The sequence below is a fragment of the Reichenbachiella sp. MALMAid0571 genome (genome assembly GCF_040151475.1).
Taxonomy (GTDB): Bacteria; Bacteroidota; Bacteroidia; order Cytophagales; family Cyclobacteriaceae; genus CAXBNB01.
This window is the reverse complement of record NZ_JBDKWG010000139.1, coordinates 196,102-210,712: the sequence shown is the minus strand read 5'-3', so window position 1 is coordinate 210,712 and position 14,611 is coordinate 196,102. Positions and strand designations below refer to the sequence as shown.

Below are 14,611 nucleotides of genomic sequence, written 5' to 3'. Positions count from 1 at the left end.
ATACCACCATAATATTATTTAAACTTAATGATAAGTCTGGTACAATTAAGTCTTTGATCTCCAATTGGTAATTACATGACAGGGAAGTCAAACATTTAGACAACTAAACATTTAACATGTCAATAGGGTTTGTAATATGTGTTTTTTATTGAAAATATTTTTATACCTTACTACAAAAGAATACTTTGAATTACTTCTTTATAAAGTATTCATGTTGAGTATTTTTGCATCAAAGTTCAAATCGGTGAATGGAAGAGAATTTTAAAAAAAGAAACGAGGACAAGGATTTGATAAAGCGGTATGAGTCCTATTCGGAGAATAACGAATCGATCTACTTTACTCAGGATGAATTCGAAAATATTTTACACTATTTTCTGGAAAATGGAAAAAACCGCAAAGCACTCAAAGCAGCCAATCTTGCTATAGAACAATACCCTTATGTGGTAGATTTCTTAGTATTGAAGGCTCAGTGCTATTCCAACATGCAGGAATTTGAAACTGCAATAGCTATACTTGAGAAAGCTTCTAACCTACACCCGGGAGATGCCGAGATTTTCCTGATCAAGGGCAATGTGTATGCCATGAAAGGAGATCATTCAGAAGCACTGGAAAGTTTTGAAAGGGCTCTGGAGTCTTCAGATGAAAAGGATGACATCTACTACAGCATAGGATTGACTTATCAAAATCAGGCTAAATATTATGATGCTATTAAATATTATAAAATAGCACTTGAAGAAAATCTTAACAATGAAAACGTATTGTACGAGCTTGCCTACTGTCTGGACATGACTGGTGAGCTTGAAAGCAGTCTTTCCTACTACAAGGAGTTTATAGACAATGATCCTTTCTCAGAGTATGCCTGGTACAACCTTGGGATTGTTTACAATAAGCTTGAAAAATTCGAAGAAGCAATTAATGCCTATGAATATGCAATAGCCATTGATGACCAGTTTAGTTCCGCTTATTTCAACATGGGTAATTCACTCATGCAACTGGAAAAGTTTGATGAAGCCCTGGAAGCATACAAAACAACTTTGGAACGTGAAGGTTCAAGTCCGGAAATTTACTACAGCATCGGAACAGCATACGAGAAAATAGAACAATACGAACTTGCCATCAGGTATTTCAGAAAAGCAACAAAATTAGATCAGTATTATGATGAAGCCTGGTTTTCGACTGGAGTATGTCTGGCCAAGCAAGAAAAATGGTATGAAGCAGTCCATTTTTTCAACAAAGCCTTAAAGCTTGATGTTGAAAATCCTGATTACTGGAAAGCCATTGCAGATGCCGAATACAAGGTTGGCAACAATGTTTCCAGTTTGGATGCTTACGATGAAGCAAGTCAGCTAGCTCCAGAAAATATAGACATCTGGTTGGATTGGTCTTTTGTTTATCACGAACAGGGAGATACAGAGCAGGCTGTAACAATCATCTTAGATGGTATAGAAGAATGCCCGGAAGAAGCTGAGCTTTATTACAGAGCAGTGGTGTATCTGGTAGAAGCAGGACAATACAAAAAAGGATTTACTTTTCTAGAGCAGGGGCTCACACTGAATTATGAGTTGCATACCAGTTTATATGAGTTCTTCCCCAATCTGGAAACCCAAAAAGCACTCTTCAAAATTATACAGCAGTATAAAAAATAATGGTACACTTATTGCAGCATCTTCCCTGTGAATGGTTAGGATTCATAAGATAAAGGCTGTCAATTTCTCTACCAATCAATAATACCAAAGGGAATGACGTCTGCGTAAATGCTTCCTTATATTCATGATGAATGCAAGTGCCAGATAGACTAAAACCGGAGAACCGAATGTGAGAAATGAACTGTAAATAAAAAATAACCGAATACTTGATGTAGGTATTCTAAGCTTTTCGCCAAGTCTGGCACAAACTCCAAAAGCATATTTTTCAAGAAATTCCTGCATAGTCTTATTTTTTATAGCACAATATTAACGAATATCGTTCTTTTTTTGTGTATTATAAGTTTAGTATATATTTATTTTTTAGCTATTATTGCAATGATTTCAACCAAATCAAATATTTACCGATAATTATAAATAAACAAATATTCAAATGAGAAAGTCGAATTTTGCGATTGCCTTGGTAACGGGTTTATTCCTTTTATCCGGGTGTAGTGCCTTAAAAAACATGCAGAAGCTTGCTAAAGATCAGGATTTACAAGTTACACCTAACCCATTAGAAGTACACGGGGATAAGGTTAAATTTGAAATGTCCGCTGTTCTTCCAGCAAAAATGCTTCCTTCCAAATACATGTACACTATCAACACTTTTTACAAATATGGTGAAAGTGACAAGACTGTAGGAAGTATTGAACTTAAATCCAGTGATTTTCCAAACCAGAGCACATCTACTTCTAGAAAAAGTGGTGAGTTCGAATTTGATTACGTAGATGCAATGAAATCTGGTAATCTTGAAATTCAAGGAGTAGCTTCTTCCATGACTTCTGGCAAATCGTTGAAAACTACTGACAGACTTGTTGTAGCTCCCGGAATAATTACAACTTCTAAACTTGTGAAAGACGTATATTATACTGCTTATGCATTTCATGGCTACAATGACAAAGAAGAATTGGTTCCTACAACTGTAGATTTCTTCTTCGATCAGGGACGCTCACTTTTGAAATCTTCTGAAACAAGAAGTAAAAAAGGAAAAGATTTTTCTGCATTTATCGCAGACAAAAACGTAACAAGAACCGTAACCATCATAGGCGGCCACTCTCCTGAAGGTACTGAAACAATAAACTCTGACTTATCTGGCGACAGAGCAGCAGCCATCGAAAAGTACTACAGAGCTCAAATGAAAAAATACGATTACAAAGAAATGGCTGACGGAATTAAATTTGTGTTGAAGCCGGTAATTCAAGATTGGAAATCGTTTAAAGATGCTTTAAATAGCTACAATGGAATTTCTGATGCACAAAAATCCGAAATCATTAAAATAGTAAACGGAGCTGGAACATTCGAAGACAAAGAAAAAGCCCTTCAAAAACTTGATTCTTACAAAGCAATTTTCAAGGACATTTACCCTGGTTTAAGGATTGCTAAAACAGAAGTATTAACGGTGAAAATCAAAAAGTCTAACCCTACTATCTCTGTCCTTGCAAAACAAATTGTTGATGGAAAAGTAAGTGCTGATACTCTATCAAACGAAGAATTACTTTTTGCAGCTTCACTGACACCTTCTCTTTCTGAAAAAGAGGCTATCTACAAAGCGGCTACTAAGAAAAGTGGTAGCTGGCAGTCACACAACAATCTGGGTGCTGTATATCTTGACATGGCTATGGAAGGTAACAAAAATCAAAATATTGAAAAAGCTGTAGCTCAGTTCGAGATTGCTGCAAAGAAGAACAATGCCGCCGAAGTATTAGGTAATTTGGCTACTTCATATTTGATGCAAGGTGATAACGTAAAAGCTTTCGATACTATTTCTGAAGCGTTGGGTAAAAGCCCTAGCAAAGACCATGCTGCCGGAATGAACGGTGTAAAAGGTGCTTTGGAAATCAAAAGAGGAGAATACGATGCTGCCCTTTCTTCATTAGGAAGTGCAAAATCAGAAGCTGATGTAATATTCGACAGAGGTCTTGCTCTATTATTGAATAAAGATTTTCAAAATGCAATCACTGCTTTCGGAGACGTTACTGAAAAAGACAGTGATTATGCATTGGCATATTATTGCTCTGCTATAGCTTCTGCCAGATTGAAAAATGATTCAGACATGATATCCAGCCTTAAAAAAGCTGTGGACAAAGATCCAAAACTTAAGGATATGGCGTTGAATGATTTAGAATTCAACAAATATGCAGGTGCTGTTAGTACTGCCTTAAAATAAAGAATATCTCATTTAATATTAAGTCCCTATTGATAGTTTCGGTAGGGACTTTTTTTATGTCCGGTAATTAGTCAATTTGATCAAGCAGATTTGTTTAATTGCTTAGGATATTCATATTGTAGTATATAATTTAGCGGTTCGAAAAAATTATTGAGTATGAGAGTAATTCAATTTAGAGAAGCCTTAAGAGAGGCAATGAGTGAGGAAATGAGAAGGGACAAAAATGTGTTCCTGATGGGAGAAGAAGTGGCTGAATATAACGGTGCTTATAAAGTAAGCCAGGGAATGCTGGACGAGTTTGGAGCTGAAAGAGTGATTGATACTCCTATTGCCGAACTTGGTTTTACAGGATTGGGTGTTGGGGCAGCAATGAATGGTTTGAGACCTGTTGTAGAGTTTATGACATTCAATTTTTCATTGGTGGCTATAGATCAAATAATAAATGGTGCGGCCAAAATGATGTCTATGTCTGGAGGTCAGTTTAATGTGCCGGCAGTGTTTAGAGGCCCAACAGGAAATGCAGGGCAATTGAGTTCTCAACACTCTCAAAATTTTGAAAACTGGTACGCAAATACTCCAGGGCTGAAAGTAGTAGTACCATCAAATCCCTACGATGCTAAAGGCCTTTTAAAGTCTGCTATCAGAGACAATGATCCGGTTATTTTCATGGAGTCTGAGTTGATGTATGGAGACAAGGGAGAAGTTCCTGAAGGAGAATATCTTATTCCACTGGATAAAGCAAAAGTGGTAAAAGAAGGAACTGATGTCACTTTGGTATCTTTCGGTAAAATGATGAAAGTAGTGGATCAGGTTGCCACAGATCTTGCCAAAGAAAATATAAGTGTAGAATTAATAGATCTGATCTCAGTAAGACCTATTGACTACAAAACTATTATAGAATCTGTTAAAAAAACCAATAGATTGGTGATACTGGAAGAGACATGGCCTTTGGCATCTATCTCTACGGAAATAAGCCACTATGTGCAAAGGCACGCATTTGATTACCTGGACGCTCCTATTCACAGGATCAACAACAAAGACGTTCCTGTGCCTTATGCGCCTACTTTACTTCAAGAAGTACTGCCTAATGCAGAACGAGCCAAGGAAGCCGTGAAAGCTGTCTTGTATAGAAAATAAACATTATTGTTCACACAAAAAGAAAGCCTCAAAACTAAATTTTGAGGCTTTCTTTTTGTCCTTTGCTCAGGTAGAGTATTAAGATAGTTCCTACATCACAGAAACAAACATGTCTATTCTTTTCTTCAAATCATCAGAGAGAGTAGTAAGAGGAAGCCTCACCTGATCACCACACACTCCCATTTTTTTCAACATATATTTCACTCCACTAGGGCTACCTTCTGCAAACGACAAGTCAATTGGCTCAATAAGACCATAGGCTTTCTTTGCAGCATTCTTAAAATCTCCTGCCAATGCAAAATCCACCATCTCAACTGTTTGAGCCGCAAGTGCATTTGCCACTACAGACACAAGCCCCACTGCCCCTATAGAAATCATGGGTACAGCAAGTACATCATCACCGGAGATCAACATAAAATCATCTGATTTGTTGGCAGCAATCTCTATGCATTGAGCAAGGTCTCCGGATGCATCCTTAAGCCCAAAAATATTTGGGTGTTGAGACAATGCTATTGTCGTAGCAGCCTCTACATTGGATCCTGTACGACTTGGGACGTTGTATATCATCACAGGCTTAGACGACCTGTCTGCAATAAGCTCATAATGCTTTTGTATGCCAGCTTGTGAGGGCTTATTGTAATAAGGCGAAGTAGATAAAAAAGCATCTACCTCTTCTTCAAAAACTTTATATTTCTCCAGTAACTCCAGAGTGTTGTTACCACCTATTCCAAAAATTACAGGCAGGTTGTGTGTGCTCTTTTCTTTTACAAATTTCAACACCTCCAACTTCTCTTTATCGGACATAGTAGATGGCTCACCAGTTGTGCCTGAGACTACCAAATAGTGCACTCCTCCCTCAGAAACATGATCTATCAACCTTTCCAGCCCATTGTAATCAATACTATAATCTTCATTAAATGGTGTAACCAACGCAACACCCGTACCCATAAATTTACTCTCCATTTCTTAAATTTTTAATATAGTGATAGACCTGATCGATAAACTGCTCATAATCATCTTCTTTATGATCAATCATCAATTCAAAGTAATCACTTTTTCCTTCTTCATAACGCCCTACACGGCACTTAGCCATCGATAAAGCCAATATATTCTGGGTAATATTGTTAATATTCAAATCCAAACTCAACAAATAATCAAATGGAATATTGATAAAATCATTGACTTCCGTCTTTTTCCAATTACCCCAAAAATCAATATCTTTAATATTAAAAAAAGGGAATGGATAACTATCATTCTCTCCCATTTTTACTATATAGGTAATTGAGTCAACACTTTTACCCTCCTGCTCAAGTTTACCCATCATTTCATTTACAAGCTCAAAATTATGCTTATCTGAGTAGGTAAACAAGATTCCAATACGTAAAGAATTCGAAAATCCATTGGTACCTCGATCTGCCTTGGGTGATTTGATGGCGGAAGCCGTTTTGAATGACAAAAAGTATTTATTAAACATCAATTACAAATTTATCATTTTATCAAACTCAGCTTCTGAAATTATTTTTATATTTAGTTTGGCTGCCTTTTCAAGTTTAGCGGGTCCCATTTTTTCACCTGCTACCAGATAATCCAATTTGGCTGAAATAGATGAAACCACTTTGCCTCCGTGTGACTTTATCAATTCTTTCAATTCATCACGACCATATTTTTCAAAAACTCCTGATATCACAAAAGACATATCCTTTAATGAGTCTCCTGCTAATTGATAATCATCTTCGTTAATTTCAAAATTCAAACCTGCGTCTTTAAGTTTCTCTATAAGCACTCGGTTTTTGGGATTATTAAAATAGGATACAAGGCTTTGAGCAATCCGCTCTCCTATTTCCGGTACTTCCATCAACTCCTCGAGAGAAGCAGACATCAAAGCATCAATGTTCTTAAAACAGGCGACCAATTTTTCTGCTACAGTTCTACCTACAAACCGAATTCCCATCCCAAACAACACATTTTCGAATGGCGCTTCTTTAGATTTGGCTATTCCATCTATCAGATTCTTGCTCGACAATTCCTTGAAACCCTCCAATTGAACTACCTGTTCGTATTTCAAATTATACAAGTCTCCAATATTCTTAACAAGCCCTTCTGTGTATAACAACTTAATAGTTTGCTCACCCATGGAATCAATATCCATAGCCTTTCTATGAATAAAGTGGAGAATCCTTCCTGTAATCTGAGGGGGGCAGTTTTCTGTATTCGGGCAGTAATGAGAAGCTTCGCTTTCTTCCCGCACCAATTCCGATCCACATTCCGGGCAATGGGTTATGTAAATATGCTCTTTTGAATCAGATTTTCGAAAAGTGGTGTCCACACCTGTCACTTTGGGGATAATCTCTCCCCCTTTCTCAACATACACAGTATCACCAATACGAATATCCAACCTGGCTATCTCATTTGCATTATGCAAAGAAGCCCGCTTAACAGTTGTCCCGGCTAATAACACGGGTTCTAGTTCTGCAACAGGAGTAATAGCCCCGGTTCTTCCAACCTGATAAGTAATATCCTTCAAAATAGTCGATGCACTTTCAGTCTTGTATTTATAAGCAATTGCCCAACGGGGACTTTTTGCTGTAAAGCCTAAAATTTCCTGATGATCAAGGCTGTTCACTTTGATAACAATACCATCGGTATCTACTGGTAAAGTCTTTCTCTTTTCTTCCCATTCCTTTATGTAATCCAGTACTTCCGAAATACTCTTACACAATTTGTATGTAGGAGATACATTAAACCCCCAACTTTCAATTGTCTTAATAGAGGCTTCATGGGTTTTTATGTTTTTCTCTGCTCCCAGAAGATTGTACATGTAGCAATCAATTTTCCTGGCAGCTACAACAGCAGAGTCCTGCATTTTCAAAGTACCTGAAGCTGTATTACGTGGATTTGCCAAAAGTTCTTCTCCATTTGCAGCCCTTTGTTCATTCAACAGTTTGAACACGGCAGAAGGCATGAATGCCTCTCCCCTTACTTCAAATTCCTGAGGAATATCATCACCCTTTAATTTTAATGGAATAGTTCTTATTGTTTTAGCATTTGCAGTAATATTATCACCTTTTGTGCCATCTCCTCTGGTAACGGCCTGAACAAGCACTCCATTTTCGTAGGTTAAACTAAGTGCAACACCATCAAACTTCAATTCACAGAAATATTCCGGCGCATCACCTTCAAGCCCTTTGATAACTCTCTTATCAAAATCTAATAATTCCTCTTCAGAATAAGTATTTCCCAATGACAGCATCGGGTACTTATGGATTACCGTTTCAAAGTTTTTGGTGATAGTCCCTCCGACTCTATGGCTGGGAGAATCACTAAAATTATACTCTGGATATTGTTTTTCTAATGAAATGAGCCTTTCAAGCAATTGATCAAATTCAAAATCGGAAATCTCAGAAACACTCTCTTGATAGTACAAGTCATTGTAATAATTGATACGGTCAGTGAGCTCTAATATTTCTTTTTTTGCCTGTTCCTGAGTCATAAAACTTTGAAGTTGAAAAGTGGGCAAATGTAGCAATTGTTTGCATTTTAAAGAGGCTGTTTCTCCTATTTTAAAGATTAAAACGAGGTTTAACCATCTATTTTCACTTTTAACAACTAGATATTTATTGGCCAAAATATAATGTCAACCCTTCTGTTTTTCATTCTTCCCAGAAGTGTAGAGTTATCATAAACAGGATTGAATTGACCAAAATCCTGAATTTCAATTGCCTGCTCTTTTACATAGCCCGGAGTAAGGATTTGTTTTGCCGACCAACTCCTCAACTCAGACAAACGTTTGTTAAAGGCTGCTCCGCCTATATTATCCGTATGGCTATGAATGGTAATATTGTATGCTTCAATGTTAGGAATGGAATCAAGAAACAGAATCAAATCCTGCTCTTGTTGCCCATCGATATAATAGCTCCCTCCTCCAAAATAAATGCTTCTTATAAGCTTTTTGGACTGGCTCTGACCTGCATAAATTAGGCATAAAATTGAACAAGAGAATATTAATATAAATCTAATCACAACAGACCTTTACGAAAAGGTGCATTACCAAGTTCACTAACTCAATATATCATCGGAATTTTCGCAGGAATTTGTACTGACTGGTAATAATTATCTGGAAGCCTAAAAGACCTTCATAATTTTCATTGTACCACTATCAGAAAGGTGAACAAACTTACCTTGGTCATAATTGTAGAACTTAACGGCAACTACCAAAACTGTTCCCACTCCACTTTCAAGTGGCTTACATTTATTGATACATATCTGAGTTGTTATTGGCTGTGTTTGCATTCTGAGTACCGGAAGCATAGTAGTATGAAAAGAGCCAAACAGTCCATGCGCATCTATATTCACTGGTATGTAAGCATTAAACTCTTTGGAAAAAGTAAAATCCGATATCGAAATTAATCTGGCACTAATTTTAAAATTAGTAGCTTCATCAGGTATAGTAAGCTCATTGGCAGGAACGAAAGCAGGAACATGCAATATGACATAACCATTGTGAGATCCTCCTTTTACAAACACCTTTGTCATTACTGTTTTATCAAAACGACTTGAGGTATTAAAATCAAACTTTGGAAGATTATTTACTGTATCCCTGATACTCAAGGCACTGTCATTTGAAAATGAATTTCTTATCGCAGAAGTTAACTGAACTGAATTATAGGATTCAATTAAATCCAGCATTTCAGCGTCAAACGATTCCTTGATCGTCTTTGACATACAACTCGCAACAGCTTGTTTATTCTTTTTTTGTATATGAAACTGGATTACTTTTTTTGATCGGATTATCGATTTTGACACTTCCTTGGTATTTAACTTCAGAGCATCAAAGGTAGTGTTGGGGTAATTGGTTCTGGCTGGTTCAAAAGTGGTTGACATTGGTATGTTAATTTGCGTTTTGACAAATTTCAGAAAACCACATTAGTCCTGTTTTTTTCATAAATCAATATAATTTTCCTTAGCTGTCATTTAATCGTTTTTCTCAATATGTGAATATTGAGAAAATAATTGAATAATCCAAACAGAAAAGGTTAATTATCAGTGTTTTATACGACTTACCATGAGGTATTGTCAAAATAATATAAACTCTGTAAACTTTTAAGAACAAAATAACCTAAGGTTTAAATCCCATAAAGATCATATTTCCCTCCTGTACAAGCCTATATAATTAGAAGCGTTTTCTTTGATAAACTCCTGATACGAAAGACTATTCAGCATATCTTCAAATTGAGTTTCTTCAAATGCTGCTAAAATTAACAACCCATCCATAAAGAACGGTGCGGTTTTAAGTTTGTCATTCTTTCTCCTTCTACCAATCAGATGTGATTTGATTCCTGCAAAGTAGGTAAAGACATCATACGATGCAGCTATATCTTTTAATTTCAAAGCATCAAAACCAGTATGACCATTTCTGAAATGATGAACAAGAAATACAAGTCCCCCATCATATTTATGAAATTGCAATTTTGGGATTTCACCATCGTCTCTCCTTTTCATAAAACCGAAGGTAAAATCCTTTACCGCCCACACTCTTAATATACTCTTGAGTTGAAATATTTTTGACTTAATCATAGTCAAAAAGCTCTCAGGATTCGGGTAATAGACAATCAGCAACAGCTCTCTTTCATCTGCATCCTGACCTTCAATACGCCTGATCAACTGCCCTTTAAAAAAAGGAACTCCTTTGACAGATGTCACATGAGAGACAGCTATGGAATTGTAAAAATCATACAATGTTTTGCTAGTAACATCAAACCAATTGATAGCCCATATAGGATCAGATAAGCTGTACTCCGGCCCTATACTGATCACTGATATATTCAGACCTCCTGATACTGGTTCGGTTAGTGACGCATGGTTCATATATGGTATTAAAATATTTGATTACTGTTAAGTTCACCAATACTTTTGCTATCAACAGTATTTTTCTCTCAATAGTTTAGCTACACGGAGCATACCTGTCCCGGCCTTTTCTTCATAAAGATACATGTTTTTTTGTTGCTGTATATCAGGAATATTAGGGTCAATAATAAACTTTGGTATTTCTGTCCGCACGTAGTTGATAAGTCCGGCAGCAGGATATACAACCATGGAAGTACCAACGACCACAAATATGTCTGCCTGAAGTACATACTCCACAGCTGCTTCTATCATTGGCACCATTTCTCCAAACCAAACAATATGAGGTCGTAGCTGAGATCCCTTTTCACACTTATCTCCCAAATTGAGCTCCCAGCCTTCCATATCGTACACCAGAGAATCATCAGCTGTACTTCGAGACTTGAACAATTCCCCATGCAGATGCAACACATGAGATGACCCTGCTTTTTCATGAAGATTATCCACATTTTGGGTGATGATAGTTATGTCAAAATCATTCTCCAGATTAGCCAGTGTTTTATGACCATCGTTGGGTTTTGAAGATAGGGCTTGTTTTCTTCTTTGGTTATAAAAATCCAACACCAACTCTTTGTTTTTATGCCAACCTTCAGGAGAAGCCACCTCCATCACATCGTGCCCTTCCCACAGGCCATTTGAGTCACGAAATGTACTGATCCCACTTTCTGCGCTTATTCCAGCTCCGGTCAATGCAACAAGTCTCTTCATTTTTACTCATTCATATTTTACTTCAAAACTTCAAAGAACCAAAAATTGACTAAGGTAGTTTCTGCTCGTTAATATAGCAGAACGGATATCAGCCTCGGAGCTTTCATAAGCTTTGTCCTCCACTTCAATACAAACCGGCCCCTTATAACCAACTGTGGTCAGTGCAGAAAAGAACTCTCTCCACCGCACATCCCCCAAGCCGGGAATCTTTGGAGAATGATATTCAAGAGGATGTGCCAATATTCCTACTTTATTCAATTTGTCCTTGTAAACTTTTACATCCTTTAAATGAATGTGGTGGAGCTTTTCTTTGTAATCGAACAATGGCTGCACTTCATCCATTTGCATCCAAACCAGATGGGAAGGATCATAATTCAATCCAAAATTGTCACTTGGGATAGCTTCAAACATTTGATCCCAGATAGCTGGTGAAATAGCTAAGTTTTTGCCTCCAGGCCACTCATCGGCAGTAAACAACATGGGACAGTTTTCAATTCCTATTTTAATCCCATAGAACTCTGCTTCTTTTATGATATCAGGCCAAACTTCCTTAAACCTATCCAGATTATACGCAACAGATTTAGAAGGATCACGCCCGACGAATGTATTCACTACAGGAATTCCAAGCTTTGCTGCGGCTCTTATAATGTTCTTTATATGATTAATATAAATTTCAGCTTGTTCCTGATCCGGATCAAGAGGATTAGGATAGTAACCCAGGCCTGAAATATAAATCCCTCTCTGATCGAGATATGACTTCAAATAAGCTATTTTCTTCTCATCCAATGTAGCCACGTCAACATGTGTAACTCCTGCATATCTGCGTTCAGCCTTGCCTTTAGGCCAACACATCATTTCTACACATTTAAATTTATTATGAGCAGCAAAATCTACCACTTCTTCAAATGAATTGTCAGCAAGTATCGCACTTACAAAACCCAGGTCAAGCATAAAATATAGGATTTAAGTTTATAACTGAATCTACTACTACAACAATAATAATTAATGAAATAATAACCACAGAAATATCGAAACTTAAACTAAAAAAGCACTCCACACATACCTTAAAGCCCTACTCTGTAAATAACCAAATGATTAAATCAACCTTCTTGAAAAAATACCGTAATCTGAAAGCAGTCGATTAAAAAAATATTACCCGAATGTTAACAAAATATTGAATCTTTAAATTTTCTTTGCGCACTTTTTTAGATGACTAGAATTGGAGCAGGTGAAATTAGTATGGTATGTATGGCTCAAGGAGCTGAAACTACCGAAGTTCCGATACCAGACCCTTGTGGCAATGATGTTTATATCTGTGGAGATTTTCTTCCTTAGGTCATTTATGACTTTTGTAGAAACCAGACAAGGTCTTTCACTAAATGACATTGTTTTAAGCCACTTACCTGCATTTGATTTATCCGTCCCAATATTTATCCTTATATATGGAGTGTGTATTTTTACTTTTCTCCAATTAATCAAAACCCCGGACAACTTAATAAAGGCTTACCTTGCTTATGGTGTATTGATTTTATTTAGGTCTATCACACTATATTTTGTAGCATTGGAAGCTCCGATAAATATCATTCCGCTGAAAGACCCTCTTTTAGAATATGCCATATACAACAACTACACACTCATGAAAGACCTGTTCTTCTCAGGCCACACTGCTACTTTAGTGTTGTGTGTATTTTTGGTTAAGGAACCTGTAAAAAAATGGATCATATTGATCACCGTGATAATTGCGGTGATGTTGCTCATCCAACATGCACATTACACTATTGATGTTTTAGCAGCTCCATTTTTCGCATGGCAGAGTTATGTCTTGGTTTTCAAACATAAAAAGGTGGCCGAACTGTTGAAACCTATACTGACTAAGCCCAGGCTCAGAGAATCCTGACTTCTACAAGAGATAACCTTACGGATTATATGCATATAAAAATCCCTCCCCAATCTTCTTGGACAGGGCAATCGCATTTAAAAATTTATCCCCAGACTGTTCTGGGGTCTGTTAGGATCGACTGTTATTTCGTGGGATACCGTAACTTGTACGGTAAGGAGGTTTTTGTTTTTAAATGCGTTTGCCCTGTTGTCCTCTGGGGTCTTCTCTGGTATTAGCACAGAGACAACCCTGATAATTTGTAATCTGTACATGAGATCAACAAGACCCTAAGACCAGATTATTTCAGGTAAGTTGCCGGGCTTTGTACATGCCTGATGAATGCTTCAGCATAATCGCAACCGAATTCCATCCCACGAAAAATTTCCATTTTTCCATGATGCTCCGGGTACGTTTCTTCAATTTTCTGACTTACATGTGCAAAACAAGACTTGTGCTTTTGCTTTAATACACCAGCAATATCAACATAATCGGTAGGTGTGAAATTTTGAGTTTGATGTCCGCTCATAACTTCACCAAAGTAAAGTGCAGATTTGCGCCCTAATTCCAGCCATGCATCATAAACCAAAATTGAACAAATACGATGATCCCTGTGGGTATCAATTGGCCAGTGTGTAAGTATAATATCCGGCTCTTCTTTTTCCAGAAAATTGATAGCCTGCGAGTATCTCTCCTTGGTTATTTCGCAACTTCCATCAATCTGTCCAATGAACTCAGGACGAGCTTTTAAAATACCACATGCAGTGAGTGCTTCAGCAGTGCGAATCTTTGCAGATTCATCATGTGATTTACCTTCAATACCTGCTTCTCCACGTGTCAAATATGCGGAAACAACCTCATGGCCTGAATTTGAATACACGGCCATTACTCCTCCACACATTGTTTCAGGATCATCAGGATGTGCCCCTAAAACCACTATTTTCATTTTCTTTTCGAGTGAGGTATCACTACCATTACCAAAAGCACTGGCATTGGATAGTCCCAGAGTGGTTCCGATAGTGATGGGCACTGCGTTTGTCAAAAACCGTCTCCGTGTATTTTTCGTCATTGCATTTTATTTTTAAAAACGTTATTAAAAGTCCCAACATCACTACACATTCCTTGTAACGATACCTT

The 14,611-nt window shown here is 37.2% G+C and carries 14 protein-coding genes; 4 read left to right on the top strand and 10 right to left on the bottom strand.

Features of this window, described 5'->3' with window-relative positions; all coding sequences use genetic code 11:
- Positions 1–248 precede the first annotated feature (248 nt).
- Complete coding sequence (locus AAOP42_RS15980; protein ID WP_349529544.1) at positions 249–1,646, top strand: tetratricopeptide repeat protein; 1,398 nt, start codon at positions 249–251, stop codon at positions 1,644–1,646.
- A gap of 75 nt (positions 1,647–1,721) precedes the next feature.
- Here AAOP42_RS15980 and AAOP42_RS15975 read toward each other — a convergent pair whose 3' ends face one another.
- A complete protein-coding gene (locus AAOP42_RS15975; RefSeq protein ID WP_349529543.1) occupies positions 1,722–1,928 on the bottom strand; it encodes a PspC domain-containing protein in 207 nt (68 codons plus the stop codon).
- 148 nt (positions 1,929–2,076) lie between these two features.
- Between AAOP42_RS15975 and AAOP42_RS15970 the strand changes: the two genes are divergently transcribed.
- Entirely contained in the window at positions 2,077–3,852 is a 1,776-nt protein-coding gene (locus tag AAOP42_RS15970) for a tetratricopeptide repeat protein (protein WP_349529542.1), read from the top strand.
- 156 nt (positions 3,853–4,008) lie between these two features.
- Positions 4,009–4,989 carry a pyruvate dehydrogenase complex E1 component subunit beta gene (locus AAOP42_RS15965; RefSeq protein WP_349529541.1) on the top strand — a complete coding sequence of 327 codons (981 nt, stop codon included), beginning with the start codon at positions 4,009–4,011 and terminating at the stop codon, positions 4,987–4,989.
- A gap of 90 nt (positions 4,990–5,079) precedes the next feature.
- On the opposite strand, the gene dapA is transcribed toward AAOP42_RS15965, so the two are convergent.
- The 8 genes from dapA to AAOP42_RS15925 form a co-directional block, all read right to left on the bottom strand.
- The gene (gene dapA, locus AAOP42_RS15960; protein WP_349529540.1) at positions 5,080–5,952 is read right to left on the bottom strand and encodes a 4-hydroxy-tetrahydrodipicolinate synthase; all 873 of its coding nucleotides are present in this window, start codon (positions 5,950–5,952) and stop codon (positions 5,080–5,082) included.
- Complete coding sequence (locus AAOP42_RS15955) at positions 5,942–6,463, bottom strand: DUF6913 domain-containing protein (RefSeq protein WP_349529539.1); 522 nt, start codon at positions 6,461–6,463, stop codon at positions 5,942–5,944. Before AAOP42_RS15955 ends, dapA begins: the two co-directional genes overlap by 11 nt.
- 3 nt (positions 6,464–6,466) lie before the next feature.
- Positions 6,467–8,479 carry an NAD-dependent DNA ligase LigA gene (ligA, locus tag AAOP42_RS15950; protein WP_349529578.1) on the bottom strand — a complete coding sequence of 671 codons (2,013 nt, stop codon included), beginning with the start codon at positions 8,477–8,479 and terminating at the stop codon, positions 6,467–6,469.
- Between the two features lie 116 nt (positions 8,480–8,595).
- The gene (locus AAOP42_RS15945; RefSeq protein WP_349529538.1) at positions 8,596–9,009 is read right to left on the bottom strand and encodes an OmpA family protein; all 414 of its coding nucleotides are present in this window, start codon (positions 9,007–9,009) and stop codon (positions 8,596–8,598) included.
- Between the two features lie 102 nt (positions 9,010–9,111).
- Entirely contained in the window at positions 9,112–9,870 is a 759-nt protein-coding gene (locus AAOP42_RS15940) for a hypothetical protein (RefSeq protein ID WP_349529537.1), read from the bottom strand.
- Positions 9,871–10,128: 258 nt separating this feature from the next.
- The gene (locus AAOP42_RS15935) at positions 10,129–10,854 is read right to left on the bottom strand and encodes a hypothetical protein (protein WP_349529536.1); all 726 of its coding nucleotides are present in this window, start codon (positions 10,852–10,854) and stop codon (positions 10,129–10,131) included.
- 51 nt (positions 10,855–10,905) lie between these two features.
- A complete protein-coding gene (locus tag AAOP42_RS15930; protein ID WP_349529535.1) occupies positions 10,906–11,598 on the bottom strand; it encodes an SIR2 family NAD-dependent protein deacylase in 693 nt (230 codons plus the stop codon).
- A gap of 30 nt (positions 11,599–11,628) precedes the next feature.
- Positions 11,629–12,549 (bottom strand): sugar phosphate isomerase/epimerase family protein, encoded by a 921-nt coding sequence (locus tag AAOP42_RS15925; protein WP_349529534.1) that lies wholly within the window; start codon positions 12,547–12,549, stop codon positions 11,629–11,631.
- A 277-nt stretch (positions 12,550–12,826) separates the two neighbouring features.
- Here AAOP42_RS15925 and AAOP42_RS15920 point away from each other — a divergent pair, with 277 nt between their 5' ends.
- On the top strand, positions 12,827–13,495 hold the full coding sequence (locus AAOP42_RS15920) for a phosphatase PAP2-related protein (RefSeq protein WP_349529533.1): 669 nt from the start codon (positions 12,827–12,829) through the stop codon (positions 13,493–13,495).
- A 280-nt stretch (positions 13,496–13,775) separates the two neighbouring features.
- Here AAOP42_RS15920 and AAOP42_RS15915 read toward each other — a convergent pair whose 3' ends face one another.
- On the bottom strand, positions 13,776–14,543 hold the full coding sequence (locus tag AAOP42_RS15915; protein WP_349529532.1) for a PIG-L deacetylase family protein: 768 nt from the start codon (positions 14,541–14,543) through the stop codon (positions 13,776–13,778).
- Positions 14,544–14,611: the final 68 nt, after the last annotated feature.